At 32.6% G+C, this 26,919-nt stretch carries 26 protein-coding genes and 1 pseudogene; 19 read left to right on the top strand and 8 right to left on the bottom strand.

Annotation, left to right across the window (positions count from 1 at the left end; all coding sequences use genetic code 11):
* The first annotated feature begins 219 nt into the window (after positions 1–219).
* Together ligA and OLM51_RS14260 are read left to right on the top strand one after the other, a co-directional pair.
* Entirely contained in the window at positions 220–2,226 is a 2,007-nt protein-coding gene (ligA, locus tag OLM51_RS14265; RefSeq protein ID WP_264551271.1) for an NAD-dependent DNA ligase LigA, read from the top strand.
* Positions 2,213–2,908 (top strand): lysoplasmalogenase, encoded by a 696-nt coding sequence (locus OLM51_RS14260; protein ID WP_264551270.1) that lies wholly within the window; start codon positions 2,213–2,215, stop codon positions 2,906–2,908. Before ligA ends, OLM51_RS14260 begins: the two co-directional genes overlap by 14 nt.
* Here the strand turns inward: OLM51_RS14260 and OLM51_RS14255 are convergent.
* Together OLM51_RS14255 and OLM51_RS14250 are read right to left on the bottom strand one after the other, a co-directional pair.
* The gene (locus OLM51_RS14255) at positions 2,894–3,805 is read right to left on the bottom strand and encodes a bifunctional metallophosphatase/5'-nucleotidase (protein WP_264551269.1); all 912 of its coding nucleotides are present in this window, start codon (positions 3,803–3,805) and stop codon (positions 2,894–2,896) included. The genes OLM51_RS14260 and OLM51_RS14255 overlap by 15 nt on opposite strands.
* A gap of 53 nt (positions 3,806–3,858) precedes the next feature.
* Positions 3,859–4,638: a 5'-nucleotidase C-terminal domain-containing protein gene (locus tag OLM51_RS14250; protein ID WP_264551268.1), complete on the bottom strand. Its 780-nt coding sequence runs from the start codon at positions 4,636–4,638 to the stop codon at positions 3,859–3,861.
* A 47-nt stretch (positions 4,639–4,685) separates the two neighbouring features.
* Here OLM51_RS14250 and OLM51_RS14245 point away from each other — a divergent pair, with 47 nt between their 5' ends.
* The 17 genes from OLM51_RS14245 (at position 4,686) to OLM51_RS14165 (ending at position 21,124) form a co-directional block, all read left to right on the top strand.
* On the top strand, positions 4,686–5,198 hold the full coding sequence (locus tag OLM51_RS14245) for a DUF6913 domain-containing protein (protein WP_264551267.1): 513 nt from the start codon (positions 4,686–4,688) through the stop codon (positions 5,196–5,198).
* Between the two features lie 14 nt (positions 5,199–5,212).
* Positions 5,213–6,100, top strand: coding sequence for a 4-hydroxy-tetrahydrodipicolinate synthase (dapA, locus tag OLM51_RS14240; protein ID WP_264551266.1), 888 nt, complete (start codon positions 5,213–5,215; stop codon positions 6,098–6,100).
* Between the two features lie 130 nt (positions 6,101–6,230).
* Positions 6,231–7,025, top strand: a complete 795-nt coding sequence (locus OLM51_RS14235; RefSeq protein ID WP_264551265.1) for an outer membrane protein assembly factor BamD — start codon at positions 6,231–6,233, stop codon at positions 7,023–7,025.
* Positions 7,026–7,033: 8 nt separating this feature from the next.
* Entirely contained in the window at positions 7,034–7,351 is a 318-nt protein-coding gene (locus OLM51_RS14230; protein ID WP_008463064.1) for a DNA-directed RNA polymerase subunit omega, read from the top strand.
* 9 nt (positions 7,352–7,360) lie between these two features.
* The gene (coaBC, locus tag OLM51_RS14225) at positions 7,361–8,569 is read left to right on the top strand and encodes a bifunctional phosphopantothenoylcysteine decarboxylase/phosphopantothenate--cysteine ligase CoaBC (RefSeq protein ID WP_264551264.1); all 1,209 of its coding nucleotides are present in this window, start codon (positions 7,361–7,363) and stop codon (positions 8,567–8,569) included.
* Between the two features lie 63 nt (positions 8,570–8,632).
* A complete protein-coding gene (locus OLM51_RS14220) occupies positions 8,633–9,517 on the top strand; it encodes a DUF4835 family protein (protein WP_264551263.1) in 885 nt (294 codons plus the stop codon).
* A 45-nt stretch (positions 9,518–9,562) separates the two neighbouring features.
* Entirely contained in the window at positions 9,563–11,215 is a 1,653-nt protein-coding gene (gene recN / locus OLM51_RS14215) for a DNA repair protein RecN (RefSeq protein ID WP_264551262.1), read from the top strand.
* 106 nt (positions 11,216–11,321) lie between these two features.
* Positions 11,322–12,512, top strand: coding sequence for an enoyl-ACP reductase FabV (fabV, locus tag OLM51_RS14210; RefSeq protein ID WP_264551261.1), 1,191 nt, complete (start codon positions 11,322–11,324; stop codon positions 12,510–12,512).
* Between the two features lie 122 nt (positions 12,513–12,634).
* Positions 12,635–13,633 carry a glycosyltransferase gene (locus OLM51_RS14205; RefSeq protein WP_264551260.1) on the top strand — a complete coding sequence of 333 codons (999 nt, stop codon included), beginning with the start codon at positions 12,635–12,637 and terminating at the stop codon, positions 13,631–13,633.
* A gap of 1 nt (position 13,634) precedes the next feature.
* The gene (coaE, locus tag OLM51_RS14200; RefSeq protein ID WP_264551259.1) at positions 13,635–14,231 is read left to right on the top strand and encodes a dephospho-CoA kinase; all 597 of its coding nucleotides are present in this window, start codon (positions 13,635–13,637) and stop codon (positions 14,229–14,231) included.
* A 59-nt stretch (positions 14,232–14,290) separates the two neighbouring features.
* Positions 14,291–15,877, top strand: a complete 1,587-nt coding sequence (locus OLM51_RS14195) for a sensor histidine kinase (RefSeq protein ID WP_264551258.1) — start codon at positions 14,291–14,293, stop codon at positions 15,875–15,877.
* A 3-nt stretch (positions 15,878–15,880) separates the two neighbouring features.
* On the top strand, positions 15,881–16,597 hold the full coding sequence (locus tag OLM51_RS14190) for a response regulator transcription factor (protein WP_213256104.1): 717 nt from the start codon (positions 15,881–15,883) through the stop codon (positions 16,595–16,597).
* Positions 16,598–17,104: 507 nt separating this feature from the next.
* Entirely contained in the window at positions 17,105–17,851 is a 747-nt protein-coding gene (locus tag OLM51_RS14185; protein WP_264551257.1) for a hypothetical protein, read from the top strand.
* 4 nt (positions 17,852–17,855) lie between these two features.
* Positions 17,856–19,247, top strand: a complete 1,392-nt coding sequence (locus tag OLM51_RS14180; protein WP_264551256.1) for an RtcB family protein — start codon at positions 17,856–17,858, stop codon at positions 19,245–19,247.
* Between the two features lie 12 nt (positions 19,248–19,259).
* Positions 19,260–19,871 carry a hypothetical protein gene (locus tag OLM51_RS14175; protein WP_264551255.1) on the top strand — a complete coding sequence of 204 codons (612 nt, stop codon included), beginning with the start codon at positions 19,260–19,262 and terminating at the stop codon, positions 19,869–19,871.
* Positions 19,859–20,548 carry a peptide chain release factor H gene (gene prfH, locus OLM51_RS14170; RefSeq protein ID WP_264551254.1) on the top strand — a complete coding sequence of 230 codons (690 nt, stop codon included), beginning with the start codon at positions 19,859–19,861 and terminating at the stop codon, positions 20,546–20,548. Before OLM51_RS14175 ends, prfH begins: the two co-directional genes overlap by 13 nt.
* Before the next feature lie 42 nt (positions 20,549–20,590).
* Complete coding sequence (locus tag OLM51_RS14165; RefSeq protein WP_264551253.1) at positions 20,591–21,124, top strand: hypothetical protein; 534 nt, start codon at positions 20,591–20,593, stop codon at positions 21,122–21,124.
* A 176-nt stretch (positions 21,125–21,300) separates the two neighbouring features.
* Here the strand turns inward: OLM51_RS14165 and OLM51_RS14160 are convergent, their stop codons facing one another.
* The 6 genes and pseudogenes from OLM51_RS14160 to OLM51_RS14135 form a co-directional block, all read right to left on the bottom strand.
* Complete coding sequence (locus OLM51_RS14160) at positions 21,301–22,047, bottom strand: acyl-[acyl-carrier-protein] thioesterase (protein WP_264551252.1); 747 nt, start codon at positions 22,045–22,047, stop codon at positions 21,301–21,303.
* A 111-nt stretch (positions 22,048–22,158) separates the two neighbouring features.
* On the bottom strand, positions 22,159–23,079 hold the full coding sequence (gene miaA / locus OLM51_RS14155; RefSeq protein WP_264551251.1) for a tRNA (adenosine(37)-N6)-dimethylallyltransferase MiaA: 921 nt from the start codon (positions 23,077–23,079) through the stop codon (positions 22,159–22,161).
* A 152-nt stretch (positions 23,080–23,231) separates the two neighbouring features.
* Positions 23,232–24,071, bottom strand: coding sequence for an ion transporter (locus OLM51_RS14150; protein ID WP_264551250.1), 840 nt, complete (start codon positions 24,069–24,071; stop codon positions 23,232–23,234).
* A gap of 28 nt (positions 24,072–24,099) precedes the next feature.
* Positions 24,100–25,460 (bottom strand): annotated as a pseudogene (locus tag OLM51_RS14145) (exonuclease domain-containing protein).
* Positions 25,461–25,555: 95 nt separating this feature from the next.
* Positions 25,556–25,903 carry a four helix bundle protein gene (locus OLM51_RS14140; protein WP_264551249.1) on the bottom strand — a complete coding sequence of 116 codons (348 nt, stop codon included), beginning with the start codon at positions 25,901–25,903 and terminating at the stop codon, positions 25,556–25,558.
* 47 nt (positions 25,904–25,950) lie between these two features.
* The gene (locus OLM51_RS14135; protein ID WP_264551248.1) at positions 25,951–26,604 is read right to left on the bottom strand and encodes a YggS family pyridoxal phosphate-dependent enzyme; all 654 of its coding nucleotides are present in this window, start codon (positions 26,602–26,604) and stop codon (positions 25,951–25,953) included.
* Positions 26,605–26,919: the final 315 nt, after the last annotated feature.

The following is a 26,919-nucleotide window of genomic DNA, read 5'->3' as shown; positions in this document are numbered from 1 at the left end:
ATAATCAGGTAAAAATATAAAATTTAGAAACCATTTGGAAGTTGGTTTTGTTTAATTCTTTTACAAGAATAATGGACAAGAAGAAAATCAAGTTGCATCGTTTTGCAGCTTGATTTTTGATTTTTTAAAACTTTTAATTTTTGATGTTTTTGAGAAAAAATAATCCTAATTTTGATGCTCAGTTATTCTAAATTTCAATTTGCATTATTTTAATATCTTATGAATATTCAAGAGACAATTCAAGCTTTACGTGACGAACTTAATCAGCACAATTATAATTATTATGTGCTTGATAACGCTACAATTTCAGACTATGACTTCGATATTAAATTAAAAGAACTTCAGGATTTAGAAGATAAAAACCCGGATTTTTTTGATGAACATTCTCCAACACAACGCGTAGGAGGAGCCATTACAAAAAACTTTAAAACGATTGCCCATCAGTCCCGTATGTATTCTTTGGATAATTCATATTCCAAAGAAGATCTGTTAGATTGGGAAAACAGAATTCAAAAGGTTTTAGGAAATGTTGATTTGCAATATACCTGCGAATTAAAATACGATGGAGCCTCAATAAGTATTACATACGAAAACGGAAAACTGATTCAGGCGTTAACACGTGGTGACGGTTTCCAGGGAGATGAGGTTACAAACAATATCAAAACAATAAAATCGGTTCCCTTACAATTAAAAGGAAATTACCCTGAGAGATTTGATATTCGTGGTGAAATAATTTTACCTTTTGCCGGTTTCGAAAAAATGAATCAGGACTTAATTGAAATAGGAGAAACACCATATTCAAATCCAAGAAATACAGCTTCAGGAAGTTTAAAACTTCAGGATAGTGCTGAGGTTGCAAAAAGACCTTTAGAGTGTTTACTGTATTTTGTTACCGGAAATAATCTGCCATTTACTACACAGTTTGAAGGACTGGAATCTGCCAGAAAATGGGGGTTTAAAGTTCCAACAGAAGCAAAATTAGTCAACAACATGAATGAAGTCTTTGATTTCATTGATTATTGGGATACACACCGCCACAATTTGCCTTATGAAACAGATGGAGTTGTTATAAAAGTAAACAGCATTCAGCATCAGGAAGAATTAGGTTATACAGCAAAATCACCACGCTGGGCAATAGCCTATAAATTCAAGGCAGAACAAGTTTCAACCAAATTAAAATCAATTTCTTATCAGGTAGGGCGTACGGGAGCAATTACTCCTGTTGCAAATTTAGAGCCGGTACAATTGGCAGGAACAATTGTAAAAAGAGCTTCTTTGCATAATGCCGATCAAATTGAAAAATTAGATATCAGAATTAATGATACCGTTTTTGTTGAAAAAGGAGGAGAAATCATTCCAAAGATTATTGCTGTTGATTTAGAGCAACGTCCTGAAAATTCGGTGCCAACTCAATATATTACGCATTGTCCGGAATGTCAGACAGAGTTGATTAGAAATGAAGGAGAAGCAAACCATTATTGTCCTAATTTTTATGGATGTCCTCCGCAGATTATAGGCAGAATTCAGCATTATATTTCAAGAAAAGCAATGGATATTGAGGGACTTGGAGGAGAAACTGTTACATTACTTTTTAATAATGGATTAGTGCATAATTATGCTGACCTTTATGAGTTGAAAGTAGAAGATATTTTACCATTAGAAAGAATGGCACAAAAATCTGCAGAAAACTTAGTAAAAGGAGTAGGAAAATCTAAAGAAATTCCGTTTGAAAGTGTGCTGTTTGCGCTCGGAATCCGTTTTGTCGGTGAAACAGTTGCTAAAAAACTGGCTAAACATTATAAAAATATTGATGCCCTGAGCCAGGCCTCTTTAATGGACTTAGTTTTGGTGGATGAGATTGGCGAGAGAATTGCCAAAAGTGTTATTGAGTTTTTTGAGAATGAAGAAAATAAGAGAATCATTGAACGCTTAAAAAGTTACGGAGTTCAATTTGAAATAGAAGAAAAAATCAACCCAAATGCTACCGAGAAATTTATTGGAAAAACTTTTGTAGTTTCAGGAGTTTTTAGCCAATTTTCGAGAGACGAATTAAAGAAGACTATAGAAGATAATGGTGGAAAAGTGGGAAGTTCAATTTCCGCAAAAACAGATTTTGTAGTTGCAGGGGATAATATGGGACCAGCTAAATTAGAAAAAGCAAGTAAATTAAATATTCCGATATTGTCAGAAATAGATTTTATAAATAAACTAAATGAAAGCGAATAAACCATCGTTGATTTTATTCTTTGTAGCATTATTGTTTACAATTATTTTCGACTGGATAAAGCAGGATGCTTTAGCGATTTATGCTAAAGCCGTAGTCCTGCCGGCTATCTTTTTTTATTTTATTGTAAGTAATGATTTTAAAGTTGGAAAAACAGAAGGCCTGATCTTTTTCTTTTGCTTTGTAGGCCAGGTTTTTGATCTCATGGATGTTGAGATTTCTGAAATAGGAGGAGTAATTAGCTTTTTAATCGTCTACTTATTGATTATAAAGCTTTTTATAATAGATCATGAGCGCATTCAATTAAGAAGAAAAGATATACTCCCCATTTCGATAGTAGTAATTTTTATTGTTTACTTACTGGTTTCTGTATTAAGTCTGCAGTTTGATAACATGAAAAAATTTAATTTACTCTATACCATCTACGGGATAGTATTAAGTATTTTAAGCTATTATTCATTTGTAAGTTATATTACAAAAGGAACCTATTTGGCGCTATTAATGTCTTTAATGGCTGTGAGTTATATATTTTCAGATATCTTCTATATTTTCAACGTGTATTTTTCCTATTCAGTTGTGCTGGTTCTAATTCGGGATATAACCCAGATACTGGCCTATTATTTTATGGCAGAGTATTTTCTTGAAAAAGCTAAACTGCAGAGGAAAGTATTATACAATAATTGATTTCCCTTGATTGGTATGATTCTTATTGTTGTCAAAATAAAAATCAATTCGGCCTAAATTTATTCCATAACATCCCACTTGATTTACTAATACATCTTGTCCCGCCTTGTTTTTCAAGATAGTCGGTTTATCAAGAAATGTATGCGTGTGGCCTCCAATAATTAAATCAATATCCTGTGTTAAAGCAGCTAATTTTACATCACAAATTTTCGATTCATCATCACGATAGCTGTAGCCCAAATGCGAAAGACAGATAACTAAGTCGCATTTCTCTTCTTTTTTAAGTATTTGTGTCATATCCTGTGCGATTTCTACAGGATTATTATAAACGGTTTCCTTATACATTTGTTTATCAACTAAGCCATTAAGCTCAATTCCTAAACCAAAAACACCTACTTTAATTCCGTTTTTGTTGAAAATTTTATAAGGTTTCACATGTCCGTTCATAACGGTGTTTTTAAAGTCGTAATTAGAACAGATAAAATCAAAACTTGCATGAGGTAATTGAGCGTATAAACCTTCAACACCGTTGTCAAAATCATGATTTCCAATTGCAGAGGCATCATATTTCATCATGCTCATTAATTTAAACTCCAATTCTCCTCCATAATAATTAAAGTATGGAGTTCCCTGAAAAATGTCACCTGCATCCAATAAAAGAACATTAGGGTTTTCTCTTCGAATAGTTTCAATAAGAGCTGCACGACGAGACACACCACCTTTATTTGCATTACGAGGATCATCAGCCGGAAAAGGATCTATATGGCTGTGTACATCATTCGTATGTAAAATGGTTAAGTGTTTAATATCGTTGGATTCAAAACTGCTCAAAGATAAGCCTAAACTTAAAAGTGCTGTACTTGCCGCAGTTTTCTCGATAAATTCTCTTCTTTTCATGGGTATATTTTTTTGCGTAAACGCGAGTATTATTATTTTATCTTTTCGAAATATTATTCTTCAGTAATTCTGATATCTTTAGGAGCCGGAATTGTGTCCACTTCCTTAAAATAATCAATCAATACATTTCGAAGTTTATAGTTTAGATCAAATTTCTGAACACCTTTTGCAAAGAAACTCATACTGTCTCCACCATTTGCTAAGTAGTCATTAGTTGCAACGTAGTATACTTTGTTTATATCAAGAGGTTTTCCCTGAATTAGAATATTCTTTGCCGTTTTGTCTTTTGTAATTGTAAAAGTCATCCCTGATAAAGGTTGCGGTTTCTTCTCCTTAATAATATAAGCAGCAATATCCTGAATTTGTTCTCCTTTTAGCGCGATAACAACCAGATTGTTTTCAAAAGGCATAATTTCAAAAGCAGTTCTGCTTGTTACATTTCCTTTTGGTAAAATAGCGCGAATTCCACCATGGTTTAAAAGGCACAGATCAATAGTCTTATTTTCTCGTGATTTAAAAACAAGATTTCCTCTTTGTGCACAAACATCAGCAAGTAAACAGCCAATTGTAGTTTGCCATTTTCCGGTACTCTTATCAAGAGTTTCAGGGCAATATGCCAAAACACTATCCAGATCCTTATTAATATGATCGCGATATGGTTTAATAAAATTTTCAATTTCGGGAGTTTGAGCTCCTTTTTCGGTAACTGGAATTTGTTTTCCTTCAATCTTTGTTAGATTGTAATTTTTCGGGCTGCAGGAAAATATAAAAAAAAGTGTTAAGAATATAACAAAAAGTTTTAAAAACACGTTATACTTTTTTAGTTTTACCATCGTAAATGCGACTTAAATAATTAATTTTGTAATCTGGCAAAAGTACTATGTTTTTAAATTATATAAAGGAATTTTGTGTAAAAAAATCATTAAAAAAAAACCTGCGTATAAGCAAAAACGAAGTATTTACAAGTAATGCGCAAACAATTGGTTTATTGATAGATGAAAGTGATTCATTATATTCAAAAGAATTGATGACTGAATTGGTTTCTCACGGAATTGCTCAGAAGAACATTAAAATTGTAACTTACCGGGATAAATTTGAGAAGAAAAAAGAGTACTCAGAGTTAACTTTTGGTAAAAAGCATATGAATTGGAAGGGAGAAGTTACTGAAGTTTTTCTGAACGAATTTATAGAAACAGAATTTGATCTTTTGATTAGTTATTATGAAAAAGAAAAACCAATTCTAATGCTGATTACAAGTATGTCAAAAGCAAAATTTAAGGTAGGATTTTCTTCGGTAGACGCAAGATTAAACCGATTGATGATTGATACCGCAATTGGGAATTATAAACTTTTCGTTTCAGAATTGTTTATGTATTTAAAAAGAATAAAATAAATTATAAATAAAATATGCAATCATTAATAGGAACAGGTGTTGCGCTTGTAACTCCATTTAAAAAAGATTTTTCAGTAGATATTGAAGCTTTACAGCGTATCGTTAATTTTTCGATCGATGGAGGAGTAGAATATCTTGTTGTTATGGGTACAACAGCAGAAAATGCTACTTTGACTGAGTCTGAAAAAGAATTGGTTATCAGGACTGTAATTGAAACAAACAAAGGAAGATTGCCTTTAGTTCTTGGTGTAGGAGGAAATAATACCATGCAGATAGTTGAAGAATTAAAAACTGGAGATTTTTCAGCTTTTGAAGCGATACTTTCAGTTTCTCCTTATTATAACAGGCCTACGCAAGAAGGAATTTATCAGCACTTTAAGGCAATTGCCGAAGCATCTCCGCTACCTGTTATATTATATAACGTTCCGGGAAGAACGTCAAGTAATATGTTGCCATCAACAGTTGTTCGTCTGGCAAATGATTTTAGTAATATTGTTGCGATAAAAGAAGCAGCTGGTGATGTAGTTCAGGCGATGCAGTTAATCAAAAATGCACCCAAAGATTTTCTTGTAATTTCTGGTGATGATATGATTGCTTTACCGATCGTTTTAGCAGGCGGAGCAGGTGTTATTTCGGTTATCGGACAAGGTTTTCCTAAAGAATTTTCAGAAATGATACGTTTAGGATTGAATAAAAAAGTTACAGAAGCATTTAAAACACAATACTTTTTATCAGATTGTATCGATATGATTTTTGAGCAAGGAAATCCTGCTGGAATAAAACAAGTGTTTCAAGCCCTTGGTATTGCTGATAACACAGTTCGTTTGCCACTGGTTTCTGTAGATGATTCTTTAGCAGCAAGACTAAATGAATTTGTGAAAAACAGTATTAAAGAAGTATAAAAATAGTCGTATTTTATTATACAAAAAAAATATTTTGCAATAGCTAAATTAATAACTAAATTTGCCACCGAAACTTCGGTGTGATTTTTCATTGACATTAAGTCTACGAAAGCATAATAAAAGTAAGAAAATGAAAAAAATAGTAGCTCTATTAATTGTTGTTGTCCTTTTTTGCTCTTGTAGTGATTACCAGAAGGCATTAAAAAATGAAGATGTTGCAGCAAAATTCGAAATGGCAACAAAAATGTACGATGCTGGTAAATATTCAAAAGCAATTCGTCTTTTTGAACAATTAGCGTCTTCTTACAGAGGGAAACCTCAGGCAGAGAAATTATTTTACATGTTTTCGCAGTCGTATTATAAAACCAAACAATATTATTTAGCTGGTTATCAGTTTGAAAGTTTTGTTTCTGGTTATCCGCGAAGTGAAAAAGTACAGGAAGCTGCTTTCTTAGGAGCTTACAGTTACTCAAAATTAGCACCGGTTTATAGTTTAGATCAGGCAGATACAGTAAAAGCTTTAGAGAAATTGCAAGCATTTATTGATAATTATCCAAACTCTGAATATATTGCTCAGGCTAATGAAGCAGTGAAGGTTTTAAATGGAAAACTGGAGAAAAAAGCATACGAAAATGCAAAAGGATACAATACTATTTCAGATTATAAATCAGCATTAGTAGCTTTTGATAATTTTATTGCTGATTTTCCCGGGACACCTTATAAAGAAGATGCCTTGTTTTACAAATATGATTCGGCATATCAATTGGCAATAAATAGTATTCCTTCAAAAATGGAAGAACGTTTAAACGTTGCTAAAATAGCTTATGCAAACTTATTAAAGTTTAAAAGCGATACTAAGTATAAAAAACAGGCAGACGAAATGAATGCCAGAGTTGAAACAGATTTACAAAAATTTACTAAATAATAAAAGTCATGGATTTAAAAAAGACGAATGCTCCTGTTAACACAATAACTTACAATAAAACAGTTATTGAAGAGCCAACAGGAAATGTGTATGAGGCAATTACCATTATGGCTAAAAGAGCAAACCAGATTAATTCTGAAATTAAAAAAGAATTAACTGAAAAATTAGAAGAGTTTGCTACTTATAATGACAGTCTTGAAGAAGTTTTTGAAAATAAAGAGCAAATTGAAGTTTCTAAATTTTACGAGAAATTACCAAAACCACACGCTTTAGCGGTACAGGAATGGTTAGACGGTAAAACATACCACAGAAGTTCAAACAAATAATACAGTACAATGTCAGTTTTAAACGGTAAAAAAGTTTTACTGGGAGTTTCTGGTGGAATTGCAGCGTATAAAACAGCCTCATTAGTACGACTTTTTATAAAAGCAGGTGCACATGTCCAAGTGATAATGACACCTGCTTCTAAGGATTTTGTAACTCCACTTACGTTATCTACGTTATCAAAAAATCCAGTACATTCCAGTTTTTTTAATACCGACGACGAAAATGCGGTTTGGAATAATCATGTTGATTTGGCACTTTGGGCCGATTTGATGCTGATTGCTCCGGCAACAGCAAATACGTTGTCTAAAATGGTGACAGGAAACAGCGATAATCTTTTAATTGCTACTTATTTATCGGCTAAATGTCCCGTTTATTTTGCTCCGGCAATGGATCTGGATATGTATAAACATCCTTCAAGTTTACAAAGTTTTGATAGCTTAAAACAGTTTGGAAATATAATGATTCCTGCTGAAAATGGAGAACTGGCAAGTGGTTTGTCCGGAGAAGGACGAATGGCAGAGCCTGAAAATATTATTGCTTTTCTTGAAGCAGATTTAGAAAGCAAACTCCCTCTAAAAGGAAAAAAAATATTAATAACTGCAGGTCCAACTTACGAAGCAATAGATCCGGTACGCTTTATTGGAAATCATTCTTCCGGAAAAATGGGTTTTGATATTGCAAACGAAGCGGCAAAATTGGGTGCGAAAGTAATTTTGATAGCTGGTCCAACTCATTTTAAAGTAAAAAACAGTTCAGTTGAAGTGGTAAATGTAGTATCAGCACAGGAAATGTATGATGCTTGTCACCAACATTATAATGATGTGGATGTTGCTATTGCGGCAGCGGCAGTTGCTGATTATAAACCAAAAGTTGTTGCTTTACAGAAGATTAAAAAAGCGGCTGATGAGTTTTCAATAGAATTAGAGAAGACAAAAGATATATTAGCTTCACTGGGAACAATTAAAAAAAATCAGTTTTTAATTGGATTTGCACTCGAGACTCAAAATGAAATTGAAAATGCTAAGTTGAAAATTCAGAAAAAAAACTTAGATTTGATTGTTCTAAATTCCTTACAGGATGAAGGCGCAGGTTTTAAAAAAGAAACCAATAAAGTTACTTTTATTGATAAGAATTTTAATATCGAGCCAATGGAACTAAAATCGAAAGAAGCAGTTGCAACTGATATTTTAAGAAAAGTGATTGAGCATTTTGGCTAAATTATAATAAAGTGTCAGAAAAAATGTTTTAATGCGTTAACTGCAAACACTAATTGTATTTTTATGAATAAAATAGCGACGTTTTTAGCATTCTTAATTTTTGGCTTCGCACAGGCACAACAACTTAATTGTACTGTAACTATAAATACAGAAAGACTTCCAAATCCAAATCAGCAGGTTTTTAAAACATTACAAACTTCATTATCTGAGTTTGTCAATAAAACAGATTGGAACGGAGCTGTCTTAAAACAGAATGAGCGAATTAATTGCTCTATGTATATTACACTTTCTTCGAATAATTCAGATCAGTTTTCGGGAACAATACAAGTGCAGTCTTCACGATTGATTTTTAATTCTACATATTCCTCACCGGTTTTGAATTATAATGACAAAGATTTTAGTTTTAGATATACTGAATACGAACCTCTGTTGTTTAATCCGACTACTTACGAATCAAATTTAGTTTCTGTAGTTTCATTCTATAGTTATCTGATTTTAGGAATGGATGCAGATACTTTTCAAATGGGAGCAGGAAACCAATATTTAGAAACGGCACAAAATATTGCCAACGTTGCCCAGCAAGGAGGTTTTAAAGGATGGAGCCAGGCTGATGGAATTCAGAATCGTTATTATTTAATCACAGATATGATTTCGCCTATGTACAGTGACTTGCGTCAGGTGACTTTCTTGTACCATTCAGGTTTAGACAGAATGAGTGAGGATTTAAAAGGGGCAAAAGAAAAAATCAAATCTTCGATACTGCTTATAGGTAAATTTAATTCTGTTAAGCCAAATGCATTTTTAACAAGAGTGTTTTTTGATGCCAAATCAGACGAAATTACATCTATTTTCTCTGGTGGGCCAAGTATTCCTATTACTGATTTGACAGACGTTCTAAATAAGGTTTCTCCTTTGAACTCTACAAAGTGGTCACAGATTAAATTTTAATTTCTATTTACTTTTCATTCATTAATTTTATTTCACATTTACTTTATGATTACTTCGCTGTCAATTAAAAACTATGCTCTGATTGAAAAACTTACAATTGATTTTTCAAAAGGATTTTCTATAATTACAGGTGAAACAGGTGCAGGTAAATCTATTATTTTAGGGGCATTAGGTCTGGTTTTAGGAAAAAGGGCAGACTTAACTTCGTTAAAAAACAAAGAAGAGAAATGTGTTATTGAAGCGCAGTTTGAAATTTCTAAATACAATCTGAAAGAGTTTTTTGAGACCAACGATCTTGATTATGAAGATGAAACTATTATAAGACGTGAAATTTTGCCTTCAGGAAAATCGCGTGCTTTTATAAATGATAGTCCGGTAAATCTTCAGGAATTGCAAGATTTGAGTCTTTTTTTAATAGACATTCATTCGCAGCAGCAAACACAGGAATTATCAGATGAAAATGTTCAGTTTAAGATTATTGATGCCATTGCAAATAATGCTGAAACTATTTTAGAATATCAAAAAGTATTAAAAACATATAAATCAGATAAATCAAAATTGAATGCTTTGTTGAAAAAACAAAGCGATTCAGGAAAAGAGCAGGAATACAATACGTTTTTATTGAATGAATTGGTTGTGGCTAAATTAAAATCAGGAGAACAAGAAGAACTTGAAGCTGATTTTGAGAAACTGAATAATGTTGAGATTATAAAAGAATCAATCGATAAATCTTTAACGATTGCAAATGAAGAGCAGTATGGTGTTTTTCATAGCCTGAACGAAATAAAAGCATCGATACAAAAAATTGCTTCTTTTTCAACAGAATACCAAGGTATATTTGAAAGAATAAACAGTTTAGCAATTGAATTTGATGATGTTTCTAAAGAATTGCAGAATTGTTCGGAAAAGCTTTTAAATGACCCTGAACAATTAGAATTGACTAGTCAGAAATTACAATTGATTTACAATCTTCAGAAAAAACATCAGGTGTCTTCTGTAGATGAGTTGATTCAAATTGAAGCGGAATTAAGTGATACTGTTTTAGAACTTGGTAATATAGAAGAGGAGATTGCTTCTGTGTCTAAATTAATTGAAGAAAAACAAATTGAATTGGATGCTTTTTCGAATACAATTCATCAAAACAGAGCTAATGCGATCCCGGTTTTATCAAATAAACTAATTTCGATTTTAGAAACATTAGGAATGCCTAACGTGCGTTTTAATATTGAGCTTTTGCCATCAGAAACGTATTTCTCTAATGGTAAAGATGAATTACAGTTTCTATTTTCTGCAAACAAAGGAACCGATTTTGGATTGCTTAAAAAAGTGGCTTCCGGAGGAGAGATGTCTCGTATTATGCTGGCTGTAAAAGCAATTTTGGCACAGTATTCTAAACTGCCAACTTTAATTTTTGATGAAATTGATACAGGAGTCTCAGGAGAAATAGCAATCAGAATGGGTGAAATAATGAAAGAAATGAGCAATACAATGCAAATTTTTGCTATCACGCATTTACCACAGATTGCGGCAAAAGGAGATTCTCATTTCAAAGTTTTTAAATCTACAATTGCTAATGATACACAGTCAGAATTAAAGCTTCTGTCTCAGGACGAAAGAGTTATCGAAATTGCGCAAATGTTGTCTGGTGCAGTTGTTTCAGATTCGGCTTTAAATCATGCTAAAGCCTTGTTGAACTAAAGAAATACTTTATATTTGTCATCTCAAAATAAATTAAATAAACGCAAATAAGTTAATTATTTACTATATGTAAAGATTAATAAAGGAACGAAAAAATAATAAAAATATGATTATAGAACCTAGAATGAGAGGCTTTATTTGTTTGACTGCCCACCCAAAGGGAGCTGAACAAAATGTTAAAAATCAAATCGAATATATAAAATCAAAAGGATCAATTGCAGGTGCTAAAAAAGTATTGGTAATCGGTGCTTCGACAGGTTTTGGATTGGCTTCAAGAATTACAAGTGCTTTTGGATCTGATGCTGCAACTATTGGAGTATTTTTTGAAAAACCACCAGTTGAAGGTAAAACGGCTTCTCCGGGATGGTATAATTCTGCTGCATTTGAAACAGAAGCTCATAAAGCAGGTCTATATGCAAAAAGTATTAATGGAGATGCTTTTTCAAATGAAATTAAAAGAGAAACACTTGATTTGATCAAAGCTGATTTAGGACAAGTAGATCTTGTAATCTATAGTTTAGCTTCACCTGTACGTACAAATCCTAATACAGGAGTTTTACATCGTTCAGTTTTAAAGCCTATTGGTCAAACGTTTACCAATAAAACAGTTGATTTTCATACAGGAAAAGTTTCTGAAGTTTCTATCGCTCCTGCAAACGATGAAGATATTGATAATACAGTTGCAGTTATGGGAGGTGAAGACTGGGCAATGTGGATAGACGCTTTAAAAGCTGAAAATTTATTAGCTGACGGCGCTACAACTGTTGCATATTCATATATCGGACCGTCATTGACAGAAGCGGTTTACCGTAAAGGAACTATTGGTCGTGCAAAAGATCATTTAGAAGCGACGGCATTTACTATCACAGATAGCTTAAAAGCTATTGGAGGTAAAGCTTATGTTTCTGTAAATAAAGCATTAGTTACTCAGGCAAGTTCTGCAATTCCGGTTATTCCTTTGTATATTTCTCTTTTATACAAAATCATGAAAGAAGAAGGAATTCATGAAGGTTGTATTGAGCAAATTCAGCGTTTGTTTCAGGACAGATTATATAACGGATCTGAAGTTCCTACAGATGATAAAGGAAGAATTAGAATCGATGACTGGGAAATGCGTGATGATGTTCAGGCAAAAGTGGCTAAACTTTGGTTAGAAGCAACGACTGAAACCTTACCAGAAATAGGAGATTTGGCAGGATATAGAAATGACTTCCTGAATTTATTCGGATTTGAGTTTGCAGGAGTTGATTATCAGGCTGAAGCAAATGAGATTGTAAACATAGAGAGTATTAAATAATACCTGATTGCGATAAATGAAAACCATCAACCAAAAGTTGGTGGTTTTTTTATGAATATACCTTATCTTTGTTAAAATTTTGAAATTTAAAAAATTGCTACTCTAATACCGCATATTCTGTTATGGTTTTTTCTTTAATTATACCCGTGTATAATCGCCCAGATGAAGTTGATGAACTTTTAGAAAGTCTCTCGAAATCTGATTATAATGAAGCTTTTGAAATTGTTCTTGTTGAAGATGGATCATCAATTCCTTGTAAAGATGTTGTGATGAACTACCAGGGAAAATTGAATATTTCATATTATTTTAAAGAAAATTCAGGACCAGGTGATTCAAGAAATTTCGGGATGCAGAAGGCGAGAGGGGATTACTATATCATTTTTGATTCAGACTGTATTATTCCTCCAAATTATTTGACAGAAGTACGAAAAGCGCTTGATGCTGAATATGTGGATTGTTTTGGTGGACCTGATAAGGCATTAGATAGTTTTTCAAATATTCAAAAAGCAATAAATTTTGCTATGACTTCCTTCCTTACTACAGGAGGAATTCGTGGAGGCTCTGAAAAAATCAACAAATTTCAGCCAAGAAGTTTCAATATGGGAATTTCAAAAAGAGCTTTTTTAGCGTCTAAAGGATTTGGTAATATACATCCTGGAGAAGATCCGGATTTGTCCATTCGTTTGTGGAATTTAGGTTTCGAAACGCGTTTGTTCTCAGAAGCTTACGTTTATCATAAACGAAGAATTGATTGGGAGAAATTTTCAATACAAGTTCATAAATTCGGAATCGCTCGGCCTATTTTAAATAGTTGGTATCCGGAACATAATAAATTAACCTTTTTCTTTCCGACCTTATTTATATTGGGGTTATTATTAGCTTTTTTACTATTAATATTTAATATTGATTTGCTGTTACAATTATATTTTGTATATTTCGTTATTATTTTTCTTACAGCGAGTATACAAAATAAGAGCATTAAAATTGGATATCTTTCAGTAATAGCAGTTTGGAAACAATTTTATGGCTATGGAACGGGATTTTTGGAATCGTTTGTAAAAATTATTCTTTTAAAGAAAAATCCACAAGAGGCTTTTCCTCGTATGTTTTTTAAAATATAAGATGACAAAAATTATAGGCTTAACTGGCGGAATTGGTAGCGGTAAAACAACTGTTGCCAGTTATTTTAATGAAATGGGAGTCCCTGTTTATATTGCAGATGACGGAGCCAGAAATGTAATGAAGTCTGACGATGTAATAAAAAAAATAAAAGAAGTTTTTGGAGATGCGCTTTTTGAAAATGATATTTTAAATAGAGCAAAACTGGCAGAAATAGTATTTAATGATGCAGACAAATTAGCGCAATTAAATGGAATAGTTCATCCTGCAGTTAAGGAAGATTTTGAATTATGGTTAAAGCAGCACAACTCGAACCCGTATGTAATATACGAAGCTGCAATTTTATTTGAAAGCGGTCGTTATAAAGACTGTGATCTGATCATAACAGTTACCGCCCCGGAAGAAATCAGAATAGAAAGAGTCTTAAAACGAGATAATACCACAAAAGAACAAGTTTTAAGCAGAATGAAAATGCAATGGAAAGACGAAGATCGTATTTCACGAAGTAATTTTATTATTAATAACGTTAATCTTAAAATTGCTAAAGAAGAAGTTGTTAAAATTCTTAAAATTTTAGATATTAAACAAAATCAGTCTTAAATGTTAATATTTGGTTAATGTATTATTTAGTATATTGTTAAAATATTAATTTTGTTTCGATGAATAAATTATTTTTTAGAATACTTGTTTTGCTTATGAGTTTGTCCTTAATAGGGATAATTCTGGTTCAGGTATTTTGGTTCAACTCTTCGTTCAAAAATAATGATGAACAATTTAAATACCACGTTACTCAAGTAATTGGGAATGTCGCTGATAAACTTGAACAACAAGAAGAATACAGTTTTTACGACAAATACAATCGAATTAAGGATAGTACTGGTAAAATTCCTAAAAAAGAAGATTTATTAGAAGTTCTGTACGTTCAACGAAATACAAAAACAAATAAAACCATAGTATATTCTAATACACTGACTTCTGAGGATTATGATATAAGCGGTTCGCTTTTTAATAAAAAATTCAGTAGTGAGAGATTTAAGAATTTTAGTTCTAAACGTGTAACTGAAGTATATAACAATAATAACAGTATTGATAATAATTCTTTGGGACAGACCATTATACCAGATTTAAGGATCGAAAAATCAGGGAGTCTGGATATTCTGAACAAAGTACAACAACAAATTCAGTACAAGGATATTGCATCATTAACCCCGATCGAAGGAAGGATTACAAGAGACAAACTTTTTAAACTTTTAAAGAAAGAATTAGAAGAATATGGTGTAAAAACCAAATTTGAATATGGGGTTCTTAATAGTGGTTTGCCAACAAAAGTAAAATCTGAAGGTTTTCATTACGATAAAGAAGCAAGCTATCACGTTCCTATATATACAGATAATGAAGGGAATAGTAAATATGAATTATATATCACTTTTCCACATAAAAAGAAGTTCTTACTGTCAGAATTATTGAGTATTACAATTTTATCAATAGTTTTTACATTAATTATAATAATAGCTTATACAAGTGCTTTGAACCAATTGTTGCGTCAAAAACATATTTCTGAAATCAAAACAGATTTTATAAATAATATGACTCATGAGTTTAAAACTCCAATTGCGACGATAAATCTTGCACTTGATGCGATCAAAAATCCAAAGATTATTGAAGATAAAGAAAAGGTCTATCGATATCTTCAGATGATTCGCGACGAAAATAAAAGAATGCATGCACAGGTTGAAAATGTACTTCGAATTTCTAAGTTAGAAAAACGAGAACTTGATATTACAAAAGAACCAACTGCAATTCATGATATTATTGATGATGCTATTGAGCATGTAAATCTAATTTTGGAGGATAGACAAGGAACTGTTGTAAAGCATTTTAATGCAGTAAGAACAACTTGTTTAATCAACGAGGTACACTTTACAAATGTTTTGGTTAATATTTTAGAAAACGCAATAAAATATTCACCTGATATTCCGGAAATTGAAATTTTTACAGAAAATGTAAAAGACATGATTCTGATAAAAGTTAAAGATAATGGTCTTGGAATGAGTAAAGTAGCTCAAAAAAGAGTTTTTGAGAAGTTTTACAGAGAGCATACAGGAGATTTGCACAATGTAAAAGGGCATGGTTTAGGCCTTGCATATGTAAAAAGAATAGTAGAAGACCACAATGGTCAAGTATATGTTGAAAGCGAAAAAGGAAAAGGTAGCACCTTTATAATAAAAATACCATTAATAAATTAAAATATGGAAAATAGTAACAAAAGAATACTTTTAGTAGAAGATGACCTAAATTTTGGGGCAGTTCTTAAAGATTATCTAATGTTAAATGACTTTGAAGTTACTTTAGCTAAAAACGGTATGGAAGGTTTCGAAAAATTCAAAAAAGATGTGTATGATTTATGCATTCTGGATGTTATGATGCCTTATAAAGATGGTTATACTTTAGCTAAAGAAATTAGAGAAAAAAACAGCGAAGTGCCTATTATCTTCTTGACAGCAAAATCTATGAAAGAAGATGTGTTAAAAGGATACAAAGCTGGTGCTGATGATTATTTGAATAAACCTTTTGATTCAGAAGTTTTATTGATGAAAATTAAAGCAATTATTCAAAGGAAATCTGCTGATACAAAAGCAGAACAAGTACAATTTGAATTTAATATTGGTAAATTTCATCTAAACTCAAAACTTAGATTTTTGACTTTCCAGGATGAAGAACCTATTAAGTTGTCTCCAAAAGAAAATGAATTACTTAAAATGTTAATTCTGCATGAAAATGATTTAATGCCTAGAGAATTAGCATTAACAAAAATCTGGAGAGATGACAACTATTTTACTTCAAGAAGTATGGATGTTTACATCGCAAAACTTAGAAAATATCTAAAAGCTGATGAGGATGTTGAAATCTTAAACATTCACGGAGAAGGATTCAGATTGGTTGTAAAAAGCAAAGTAACTGAATAATAATTCACCAAAAATATATAAGCTCTGAGTAATCAGAGCTTTTTTTATGCCTGAAATTGAAAAAATATTCGTCATATTGTTTTTAAAATATTTGGATTTAATTTATTGGAATATAATTGTTTAGGTTGGTTTTTTGCGCTTTTCAATTTCCTGGTTTATTTTATTTTGAGGAATTTTCTTTAAAATAATTTGGAAAATAGAAAAACAATTATGAATATTTGCAAACGAAAAAAATAATAACCCTTTAAAAACGAAGAAAAATGTTTGTACTTACATCGACATCTCAGAGCTTCACACCAAACAGATTTGGTGCAGCAATTCTTCGTGGCTTATTTCAATCTTAGAAATACATTTTTAGATATATAAAAAAGCCCGAAGACATTTAGTTTCGGGCTTTTTTTATTCTAGACACTTCAAATTTTCCCGAAAATCGATTTTTATTATTTATCCCGTGGGATAAAATGTTAAGCCTGTTTGGCTATTAATTTAATGCACTATAATTTTTTAATGGGAAATTATACGGTAGATGAGTACGCTTTATGTACTCGTTTTAAAAGTAAAAAAAGAAAGAAAAGATTAGTAAAAGAAGATTTTGAAAAACAATTAATTCAGATAAGAAGACTTGAAAAAGAGCTTTGGAATAGGCGAAAAGATTTGCCACTAATTCCACTCGAAAACCCATATCAAAAGGGCTGGCAGCGAAATTTTGTGTTGCGCGAAGATGTAGCAAGATCTAGTGAAGCGAATTTTTACAGAACATTATTAGAAAAAATAAATACACGGCAGTTTTCTCCTGAGAAATCTTTTAAAAGAAAGAAAAAAAGAAAAAGAAGACATGTGTATGTAGAAAATATTCAAATTGTAAAAGAGTTTTCAGAATGGGAATGGAAAAGCCCAAAATTAGAATTGACCGAAAAAGAAAAAGTACATTTTTATAAGCGAGAACGCTGGTGCAGCAATTTTAAGCGGTACAAAATTCATTATGTATTTAATGAGCCTTGGCGTTACGTACTTCGTGTTAGTCCATATATGATAACACATACAAAGATGGTCGATTCAGATTTGGAAAGTGAAATTCAGCTTCTTGATAATTACATTGTTAATAATCATCTGAGATATAAAATAAACAAATTAGTAGATGGTTTTTCTCATCGTTGGAGTTATTACGAAAATGAGAATCCAAAAGAGAAAAACCCAATTAAAAATATAAGTCTGCCTGCTTTGTATCAACAGTATGCAGACGAAATGATATAAAATCATGGGAAATAAATTATCTGGAAAAGACCTGATTAAATTGGGATTTCCAAAAAACAATTCAATAAATATCGCTTTAGGGCAGATAAACAGATATAGAAAAAGAGAAAAGAAAGAATCTATTCTAACAGAAGCAAAAGACGTATTGTTAAACCCTGAAAAATTTGAAGGTCACGGAACCTGGGGAAAAGTAGCAGAAGGTTTGATAAAACCAGTGCATGTTAGAATGCACCAGCTTAAAACGACAAGAGTTCCTTTTGCAATTTTTGGCGAAAATGAAATTGATCAACAGGCTAAATTTCAATTGTATGATTCCTTGAAGTTGCCAATCTCAGTTGCAGGAGCTTTAATGCCAGACGCGCATTCTGGTTACGGATTGCCAATTGGCGGTGTCTTAGCAACTGATAATGCAGTTATTCCTTACGGAGTTGGTGTTGATATTGGATGCCGAATGAGTCTTTCAATTTTTGATTTGCCAGCTTCTCATTTTAAAGGAAGAGAACATCAGCTGGAAGCAATTTTAAAGGACAATACAAAATTCGGAATGTATGAATCGCATGCTTCCCGAGTAGATCACGAAGTCTTTTATAAAAGTGAATTTCAGGATATTCCGTTATTAAAGAATCTTTTGCCAAAAGCGTATAAACAATTAGGAAGCTCTGGAGGAGGAAATCATTTTGTAGAATTTGGAATCGCTAAAATTGACAATCCGGAGAACGAATGGAAATTGGAAAAAGGAGAATATTTTGCAGTTTTATCGCATAGCGGTTCTCGCGGTTTGGGTGCAAACATTGCGAAACATTATACTTATCTGGCAACAAAACAATGTCCGTTACCGAAAAATGTGCAGCATTTGGCCTGGTTAGATTTAAGTACGCACGATGGTCAGGAATATTGGCTGGCGATGAATTTAGCCGGAGAATATGCAAAAGCGTGTCATGATGATATTCACAGACGAATTGCTAAAGTGATTGGTAAAAGAGTAGTAGTTACGATTGAAAATCACCACAATTTTGCATGGAAAGAAATGGTAAACGGTCAGGAATGTATTGTGCATAGAAAAGGAGCAACTCCTGCAGCAGAAGGACAATTGGGAATAATTCCCGGTTCGATGACTGCGCCTGGCTATATTGTGAAAGGTAAAGGAAATGAAGAAAGTTTAAATTCGGCTTCACATGGTGCAGGACGTTTATTTTCGAGAGCAAAGTGCAAAAGCAGTTTTACTCAAAGTCAGATTAAGAAAGAATTGCAAAAGCATGATGTGACTTTAATTGGTGGAAATATTGACGAAGCACCAATGGCTTACAAAGACATCGAAAAAGTAATGGCAAATCAAAATGATTTGGTTGAAGTTCTGGGAACATTCACGCCAAAGATTGTTAGAATGGATCGCTAAAAATTAAAGATTATGGAAAGATTTCAGGATGAAAATAAGTTTTTAGGAAGTTTTAATAATGAGATTTTGGTGAAATGTCCAAAATGCGAATCGAAAGCTGCTGTAAAGGAAGAGTTAAAAGAAAATTGTGAATGCGGAAGATGCCACAGTATGGTTTTTGAATGCAAAAAATGTTTTTATAAACTAAAAGAGCCAGTTTTTCAATACATAGCTTACGGAAAAGAGTATTGCAATAATTGTTTTGAAAAGTTTGAGTATCAATCTCAGCCCTTAAAAGAGAAACCTTTAAAATACGGAACTAAATGTCCTCATTGTAGTTTTCAGGAAGAATGGAAAACGAAAAGCTACAGAATTAAAGAGTCATCAAATACAGATGATGGTTTAGTAAGAGAAACGTGGTACAATTTGCCACTTTGGTTTCAGAAAGAGGTTGATGGGAATGTTTTTTGGGCTTATAATCCTGATCATATTGATTATCTGGAAAGATATATTGGAGCCGGATTAAGAGAACGCAATTCAAAGAGCAATTATACATCAAGTTTGGTGGCACGCTTGCCACAATTTGTAAAAGCAGCGAAAAATAGAGAAAAGCTGCTCAAAATTTTAAAGAAATGGAAAGAATAATTCAGATAACAGCGGGTCGCGGACCAGCAGAATGCACTTGGGTAGTTGCCCAAGTGCTTAAAAAAGTTTTGGAGGAAGCACAAGATCAACAATTAGATGTTGTTTTGCTGCAACGAGAAGCAGGACAGGAAAACGGAACGATCGAAACGGCATCTATTGCTGTAAAAGGAAAAAATGCCGATCAGTTTGTGAATTCCTGGATTGGAACTATTCAATGGATTGGTCAAAGTCAGTTTAGAAAAATGCATAAACGCAAAAACTGGTTTATTGGCATTTTTGAGGTTGAACAGCAAAAGAATGCTTCGTTTTCCGAGAACGATATTCAGTATCAGGCAATGCGAAGCTCCGGTGCAGGAGGACAACATGTTAATAAAGTAAGTTCGGCTATTAGAGCTACACATATTCCAACCGGAATTGCAGTTGTTTCAATGGACAGCCGTTCTCAACACCAAAACAAGAAACTGGCAACAGAAAGATTATTTAAAAAATTAGAAGACGAAAAATTGCTCCAGCTTAAAAATCATGTCGGACAACAATGGGAAAATCAGCTCAATGTCGAGCGTGGAAACCCAGTTAGAGTTTTTGCCGGAAGTGATTTTAAAAAGAACAAGGTGGAGAAAAGTTACAAAGGAACTCGTCAGAAACTAAAAAACGATTTGCGAAATGAGCATAATTAAAAACTTGTTCGCAAAAAAAAACAATAAATATCGACAGATAAAATGAAAACAACTGATAAATATCTTTTTCAGGCATTGGATAGTTATCCATATTCGCTTGAAGAAACTATAGAATCTCTGGATTATGCATTTTCGTATGATGCAAAGAATACAATGGTTTTGTGTTTGTACGGAAGAATTCAGGCAGAACAACTATTGAATTACGAAGAAGCTAAATCTTATTTTCAGCAAGCTTTAACTATAAATATTCATGCGCTTGAAGTATATCCATATTATTTGCAAACGCTGATTTTGAATGAAGATTATGCCGAAGCTCAAAAGTTAATTGAATTTGCTATGACCATAAAAGGAATTAATAAGGCCGAAATTTTTGTAAAGAAAGCCATTCTCTTAGAAGTACAGCAAAAGTTTAAAGAAGCTTTAAAAGAAATTAAGCAGGCAAAATTGTATTCTATTCAACATGATTATGATTCCGGAATTAGCGAAGTTGAGAAAAGAATAAAGGGGAAAATTAATTTACTAAAAAAGAAGAAAGAGAAGAAACCAAAAAAAGATTCTAAAAAGAAATCGAAATGATTTTAAATAAAAAACGATGCAATTTGCATCGTTTTTTTTATTTAGTATAAGTTCCTGCAAGGTTTTCAAAACCTTGTAGGTTTATATTTAGATTGGAATGTTGAAATTTCAGAAAATATCCTTAAGCATAAATACCTCCAAGGTTTTGAAAACCTTGGAGGAAATGAAATCTAATTTTATTTCCAATGCAATTCTAGCGCAAAACAATTTTTGTCGCCTTTTGTGATGCTAAATGTTGTAGCAGATTGATCCTCATTGTCACTTTCGTGAATAACAACCTGATCGTTTAATGAAAGCTCTTTTAAGAAATTCATTTCAAAGCTTTTTACTTCTTGTTTTAAAATTCTTTTTGCATCAACGTGATCCAGACACCATTCCAGATATTTTACATTATTGGCATGATTTACAATGTCTAGATCAGATAAATAAACAGTTTTTTCAAAAACAGATTCTTTTTCAGAATCGATGTTGATTCTGGAAAAGCCTTCAGCTGTTGCTCTGTTATCCGGAAAAAGTTCGAAATGTTCGTAAGGTAAAGCCAGGCCTTCCGGACGACGTGCTTTGGTATTAAAAACGGCCCAATAAGTCTCGCTTCCTACAATCTTTTTTCCGTTTACGTACATTTCAAGGGCACGAACAGAGCGAGAGTTCTCTAAGCTGTTAATCCATGTTTTTACAGTAACTACATCTTGCCATTTCGGTAAAGCGGATATTTCTACGCGCATTCTGCTTAAAACCCAGGCCTGATCAAATTCCTGCATATCGGTAAAACTGATTCCGCCAACTTCAGAATGTGCAGCTGCGGTTAGTTGTAAAAGATTGCACAAATCCGTGTACTTTAAATAACCGGTTGGTGTACATTGCGTGAAATTGATTTCCCAGTCTTTGCTTAAAACTGATGTGAAATTTGGAGATATTGGCATTTTTATTTTTTTTAGAGAATAGAGAAAAAACGAAAGAAAATTGATTTTTGAGATTGCTGATTTTAGATTTTTTTCTTTGGAAAATATAATAAAGAGGAAAGAAATAGACTTTTACCTTAGAAGATTTTCTATATAAGCTACGATTTCTTTTCTATCTGTCGCATAATCAAACCACTTTGTGTTTTCGTTTCGTTTGAACCAGGTTAATTGCCTTTTAGAAAATCTTCTTGTGTTCTTTTTGATTTCTTCAATGGCGAATGGGAACGTGAATTCTCCGTCAAAATAACTAAATAATTCTCTATAACCGACAGTTTGGAGTGCATTTAACTCTTTGTTAGGATAAAGTACTTCTGCTTCTTTTAGTAATCCTTCGTTCATCATGATATCAACTCGCTGGTTGATTCGGTTGTAAATGATTTCTCTGTCTGCATCTAAACCAATTAAAATAGGAGTGAAGTTTCTATTGTTTTTCTTTTGATTTAAAAAAGAGGAATAGGGTTTTTCTGCGCCAATACAAACTTCTACAAAACGCATCATTCGTTGTGGGTTCTGCAAAGTCTGAGGATTTTCGACGGTTATTTTTTGATAATAATCAGGATCAAGGTTTTTAAGTTGTTCCTGAAGATATTCGATTCCGAGTTTTTCGTAGTTTGAATTTACTTCAGAGCGAACTTCTGGATTAATTTCGGGAAATTCATCAAAGCCTTTTAAAATGGCATCAACATATAATCCTGAACCACCGATGAGAATGACAAAATCATTGTTTTGGTAGAGTTCTTCAATTTTGGCTAATGCTTCTTTTTCGTAATCTCCAACGGTATAGTTTTCGAAAATCGATTTGTTCTGAATGAAATGATGTTTTGCCGAGTTTAATTCTTCCTGACTTGGAACTGCAGTTCCTATGGTCATTTCTTTAAAAAATTGACGACTGTCGCAAGAAACGATTTCGCAGTTAAAATGCTGTGCCAAAGCAATGCTTAGGGCTGTTTTGCCTATGGCTGTTGGTCCGACAATGGTTATTAGGTATTTCATATTTTTTAGCCCAGATGGAAATGAAAACCCCGGACTTATTTTTGTTTGCTTTTTTTGGAATAAAAGAGCGACTTAAGAAGCTCCTTTTATGACTTAAAAAAACAACAAAGATAAGGAGGAGTTGCAATGTACAGCTGGAATGGCTTCATAAATTAATCATTAGGTAATGTTTTGCCGCACTGATAACAATATTTGGCATTGTCAAAGTGAACTTGAGCCAGGCATTTTGAACATATTTTTTTGGTGCTTATTGCGCTGTTTCTTAAACTGGTTTTGGCAAATTCGGCTGTTACAATCCCTGTGGGAACTGCAATGATTCCGTATCCCATAATCATGACAAGTGAGGCTAAAAACTGGCCAAGCGGTGTTGCAGGCGAAATGTCTCCGTAACCAACGGTTGTTAAGGTTACAATTGCCCAGTAAATACCAACAGGAATACTTGTAAAGCCACTTTCTCTGCCTTCTACCACGTACATTAAGGCACCAATAATTACTGCGCTGATTATGACAAAATAAATAAATACAAGAATTTTTTCTTTACTGGCTTGCAGTGCTTCTTTTAACTGATAAGATTGATGCGAGATTTGCGGAATATGTAAGATCTTGAATAGTCTGAAAAAACGTAGTACACGAACAATCGTGAGAACATTTGTTGCAGGGAAAAATATCGAAAGATACATGGGTAAAATCGCCAGAAGATCAATAATTCCGTAAAAACTAAAAATATATTTTAAAGGTTTTTGAATTGAAATGATCCTTAAAAGGTATTCGATTGTAAAAAATATGGTAATTATCCATTCGCAGACTAGGAGTTGAGCATGATATTTTTGATTAATTCCTTCGACTGTATCGAGCATTACTAAAAGTACGCTAAGCAGAATAAGTCCAAGAAGCACCAAATCGAACAGACGTCCTGAAAAGGTATTACTCCCATAGATAATAATCTGGATTTTTTGCCTGAAAATATCGTATTTAGATTTATTTTTTGTCATATCACGAAGATACGTAAAGTTTGTTGTATTAAAAATGAAGGATTTTCAATGATTTACTTTTGCGCATATAACTTTGAATGATGTTTTTTACATCACGATTATGCTGCATTGGTATCAGGATGTTTTTAAGAATCTCGATATTGGTTATCTGATAATTCAGATCATAATAAGCATACCCTTTATAAATTCCATTTTCGATCAGAATTGCGCTTCTTTCATTTATATTTCGGCCCGGTCAAGCAAAATCATACTTTTGTTTTCCAGGCTGTTATCGGTAATAAATTGCTGTACACGCAGATTGTAGATTTCGGGAGTAACTTCGCCAATGCAGGCGCCATCGCATTCTTTTATTTTATATTGAAAACACTCTTTTTTTGTAACATACAAACCGGTTAGTTTTTGACATAAATGATATTTTGAAGTATGTCTGAAAAGTGCATTTTTGCCTTCCTGTAAACTAGCGTATGAAGTAATTTCTTTTTTGCGACCGTCAGCTTTTTCAAGTTTTAAATTGAGATAGCCGTTTGAATCTTTTTCGGCATACAATGCATATTGAAAAATTGTTTTTCGCTGTGCGCGATTATATCGGGGTTTGTTTATTTTTATTTCCTCACTTTCTTTTAAAAGAGCAATTAATTCACTTCCGGTTTCATCATAAGTTACCGTAAAAACTTCGGCCTGAATTTTTTTGCTTTTAGTAGTAATCCCGGTAAAATGCTGATTGACTCTTTTTTTTATGTTTTGGCTCTTGCCAATATAGATTAAGGTTCCGCTTTGATTATGAATATAATAAACGCCTGTTTTAGTAGGCATTTGATTTAAAATATCCAGAAATTTTGGTGCAATTCCTTTTTCGACTTCGAGTTTTATAAAATCTTTTACGATTGTTTTTTCTAAGTCTTTTTCTAAAAGCATTTTAAAAAGCTTTGTGGTAGCCATTGCATCTCCACTGGCACGATGTCTGTCGGCCATTGGAATTCCCAGTGCGCGCACTAATTTTCCTAAACTGTAAGAGGGTTGTTCCGGAATTAGTTTTTTAGCTAATTCTACAGTACACAATGTTTTGGCTTCAAAATCATAGCCTAAGCGTCTAAATTCGGTACGGAGGATTCTATAATCAAAAGAGGCATTATGAGCAACAATAACACAGTCTGTAGTAATTTCGATAATGCGTTTTGCTACTTCATAAAACTTAGGTGCAGACTGCAACATAGCATTATTGATTCCAGTCAGTTTTACTACAAAAGGCTGAATTGGAATTTCGGGATTGACAAGACTGATGAATTGATCGACTACCTCGTATCCATCAAATCTGTAGATGGCGATTTCGGTAATTCCTTCTTCATTAAATTGTCCCCCAGTGGTTTCTATGTCTAGTATTGCGTACATATTCAATGGCAATTTCAAAAATCAATGGCAATGGCAATTTCAAAAATCAATTTTAATTTTCAAATATTGTGATTGCTATTGTAGTTGTAATTGAATTATTTTTTGTTGATAATCATTTTTGATGAAATTGCTATTAGTTGTTCTACTTCAATGAGTAGTTTGTTTCTTTTATCTTCATTACCTTCTTTAATATAATCAAGGATTTTTAATGAGTTTCTCGATTCTTTTAACTCTTTTACAACTAGCGAAACTTTAAAAACAAAATCTTTATCGGTAATTGTTCCTTGTGCTTCTCCAAAATTTAATGATGCACTTCCGGATGATCTAATTAATTGGTTTTTATAATATTCATTTTCAAATAATGGGTCTAATTGCCTTGTAAAGAAAATACATTCTCCAGCAAAACGCACTAATCGATCCTCAAAATTGAATATTTTTTCCATTGTAAAAATTGATATTGATTTTTGCAATTGCAATTGATATTGAAAAACTAACGCCCTCCAAAAATGCTGCTTCCAATTCGAACCATTGTGCTGCCACATTCGATAGCTAATTGGTAATCACCGGACATTCCCATTGAAATTGTTTTTAACTCAACAATTTGTTGTTTTTGGATAGAATCAAAAATCGATTTTAAATGTGTAAATTCTTTTTTTATCTGGTTTTGATCTTCTGTAAACGTTGCCATTCCCATTAAACCCAAGATACGAATATTTTTTAACTCTTTAAATTCTGAAGAAGTTAAAAGTTCGTTTAGTTCTTTTTCGTCCAGACCAAATTTAGATTCTTCTTCTGCAATGTAAATTTGCAGCAAACAATCTATAATTCTATTGTTTTTTAAAGCTTGTTTGTTTATTTCCTGTAATAATTTTAAACTGTCAACACCGTGGATCAAACTCACAAATGGTGCCATAAATTTGACTTTATTGGACTGAACATGACCAATCATATGCCATTGAATATCTTTTGGCATTTGCTCCCATTTTTCAGTCATTTCCTGAATTTTGTTTTCTCCAAAAATGCGTTGACCTGCTTCATAAGCCTGCATCAAATCAGAAACAGGTTTGGTTTTAGAAACCGCAACTAATGTTACATGTTCAGGCAGACTTGCTTTAATTGTATTTAAATTTGATGCTATTGACATTTTTCTATTTTTTCTTGAATTCTCAATATGACTAGCCTTTCGTCAATGATTATTTTTTCGTCTTTGAACTTCTTAAACTGGTTAAAGATCTCTATTATTCCTTCGTCAGAATATGTTTCGAACGAATTTATGATGTAATTATCCGTTCTGCTTTTTATTTTTAAATAAAAAACCGCACTACGCAATCCTTGTCTGGAGCCAATACTCTGTATCTGGATGTAAGTTTCTTTTATGTTTATTGATTTTATCCATTTTGTATAAAATGTTTCACCATTTAAGATAATACTATTTTCTTCGAAGGTTATTAAATCAATA

The organism is Flavobacterium sp. N2038, from assembly GCF_025947185.1.
GTDB lineage: Bacteria > Bacteroidota > Bacteroidia > Flavobacteriales > Flavobacteriaceae > Flavobacterium.
This window is presented reverse-complemented; position numbering and strand designations above follow the sequence as displayed.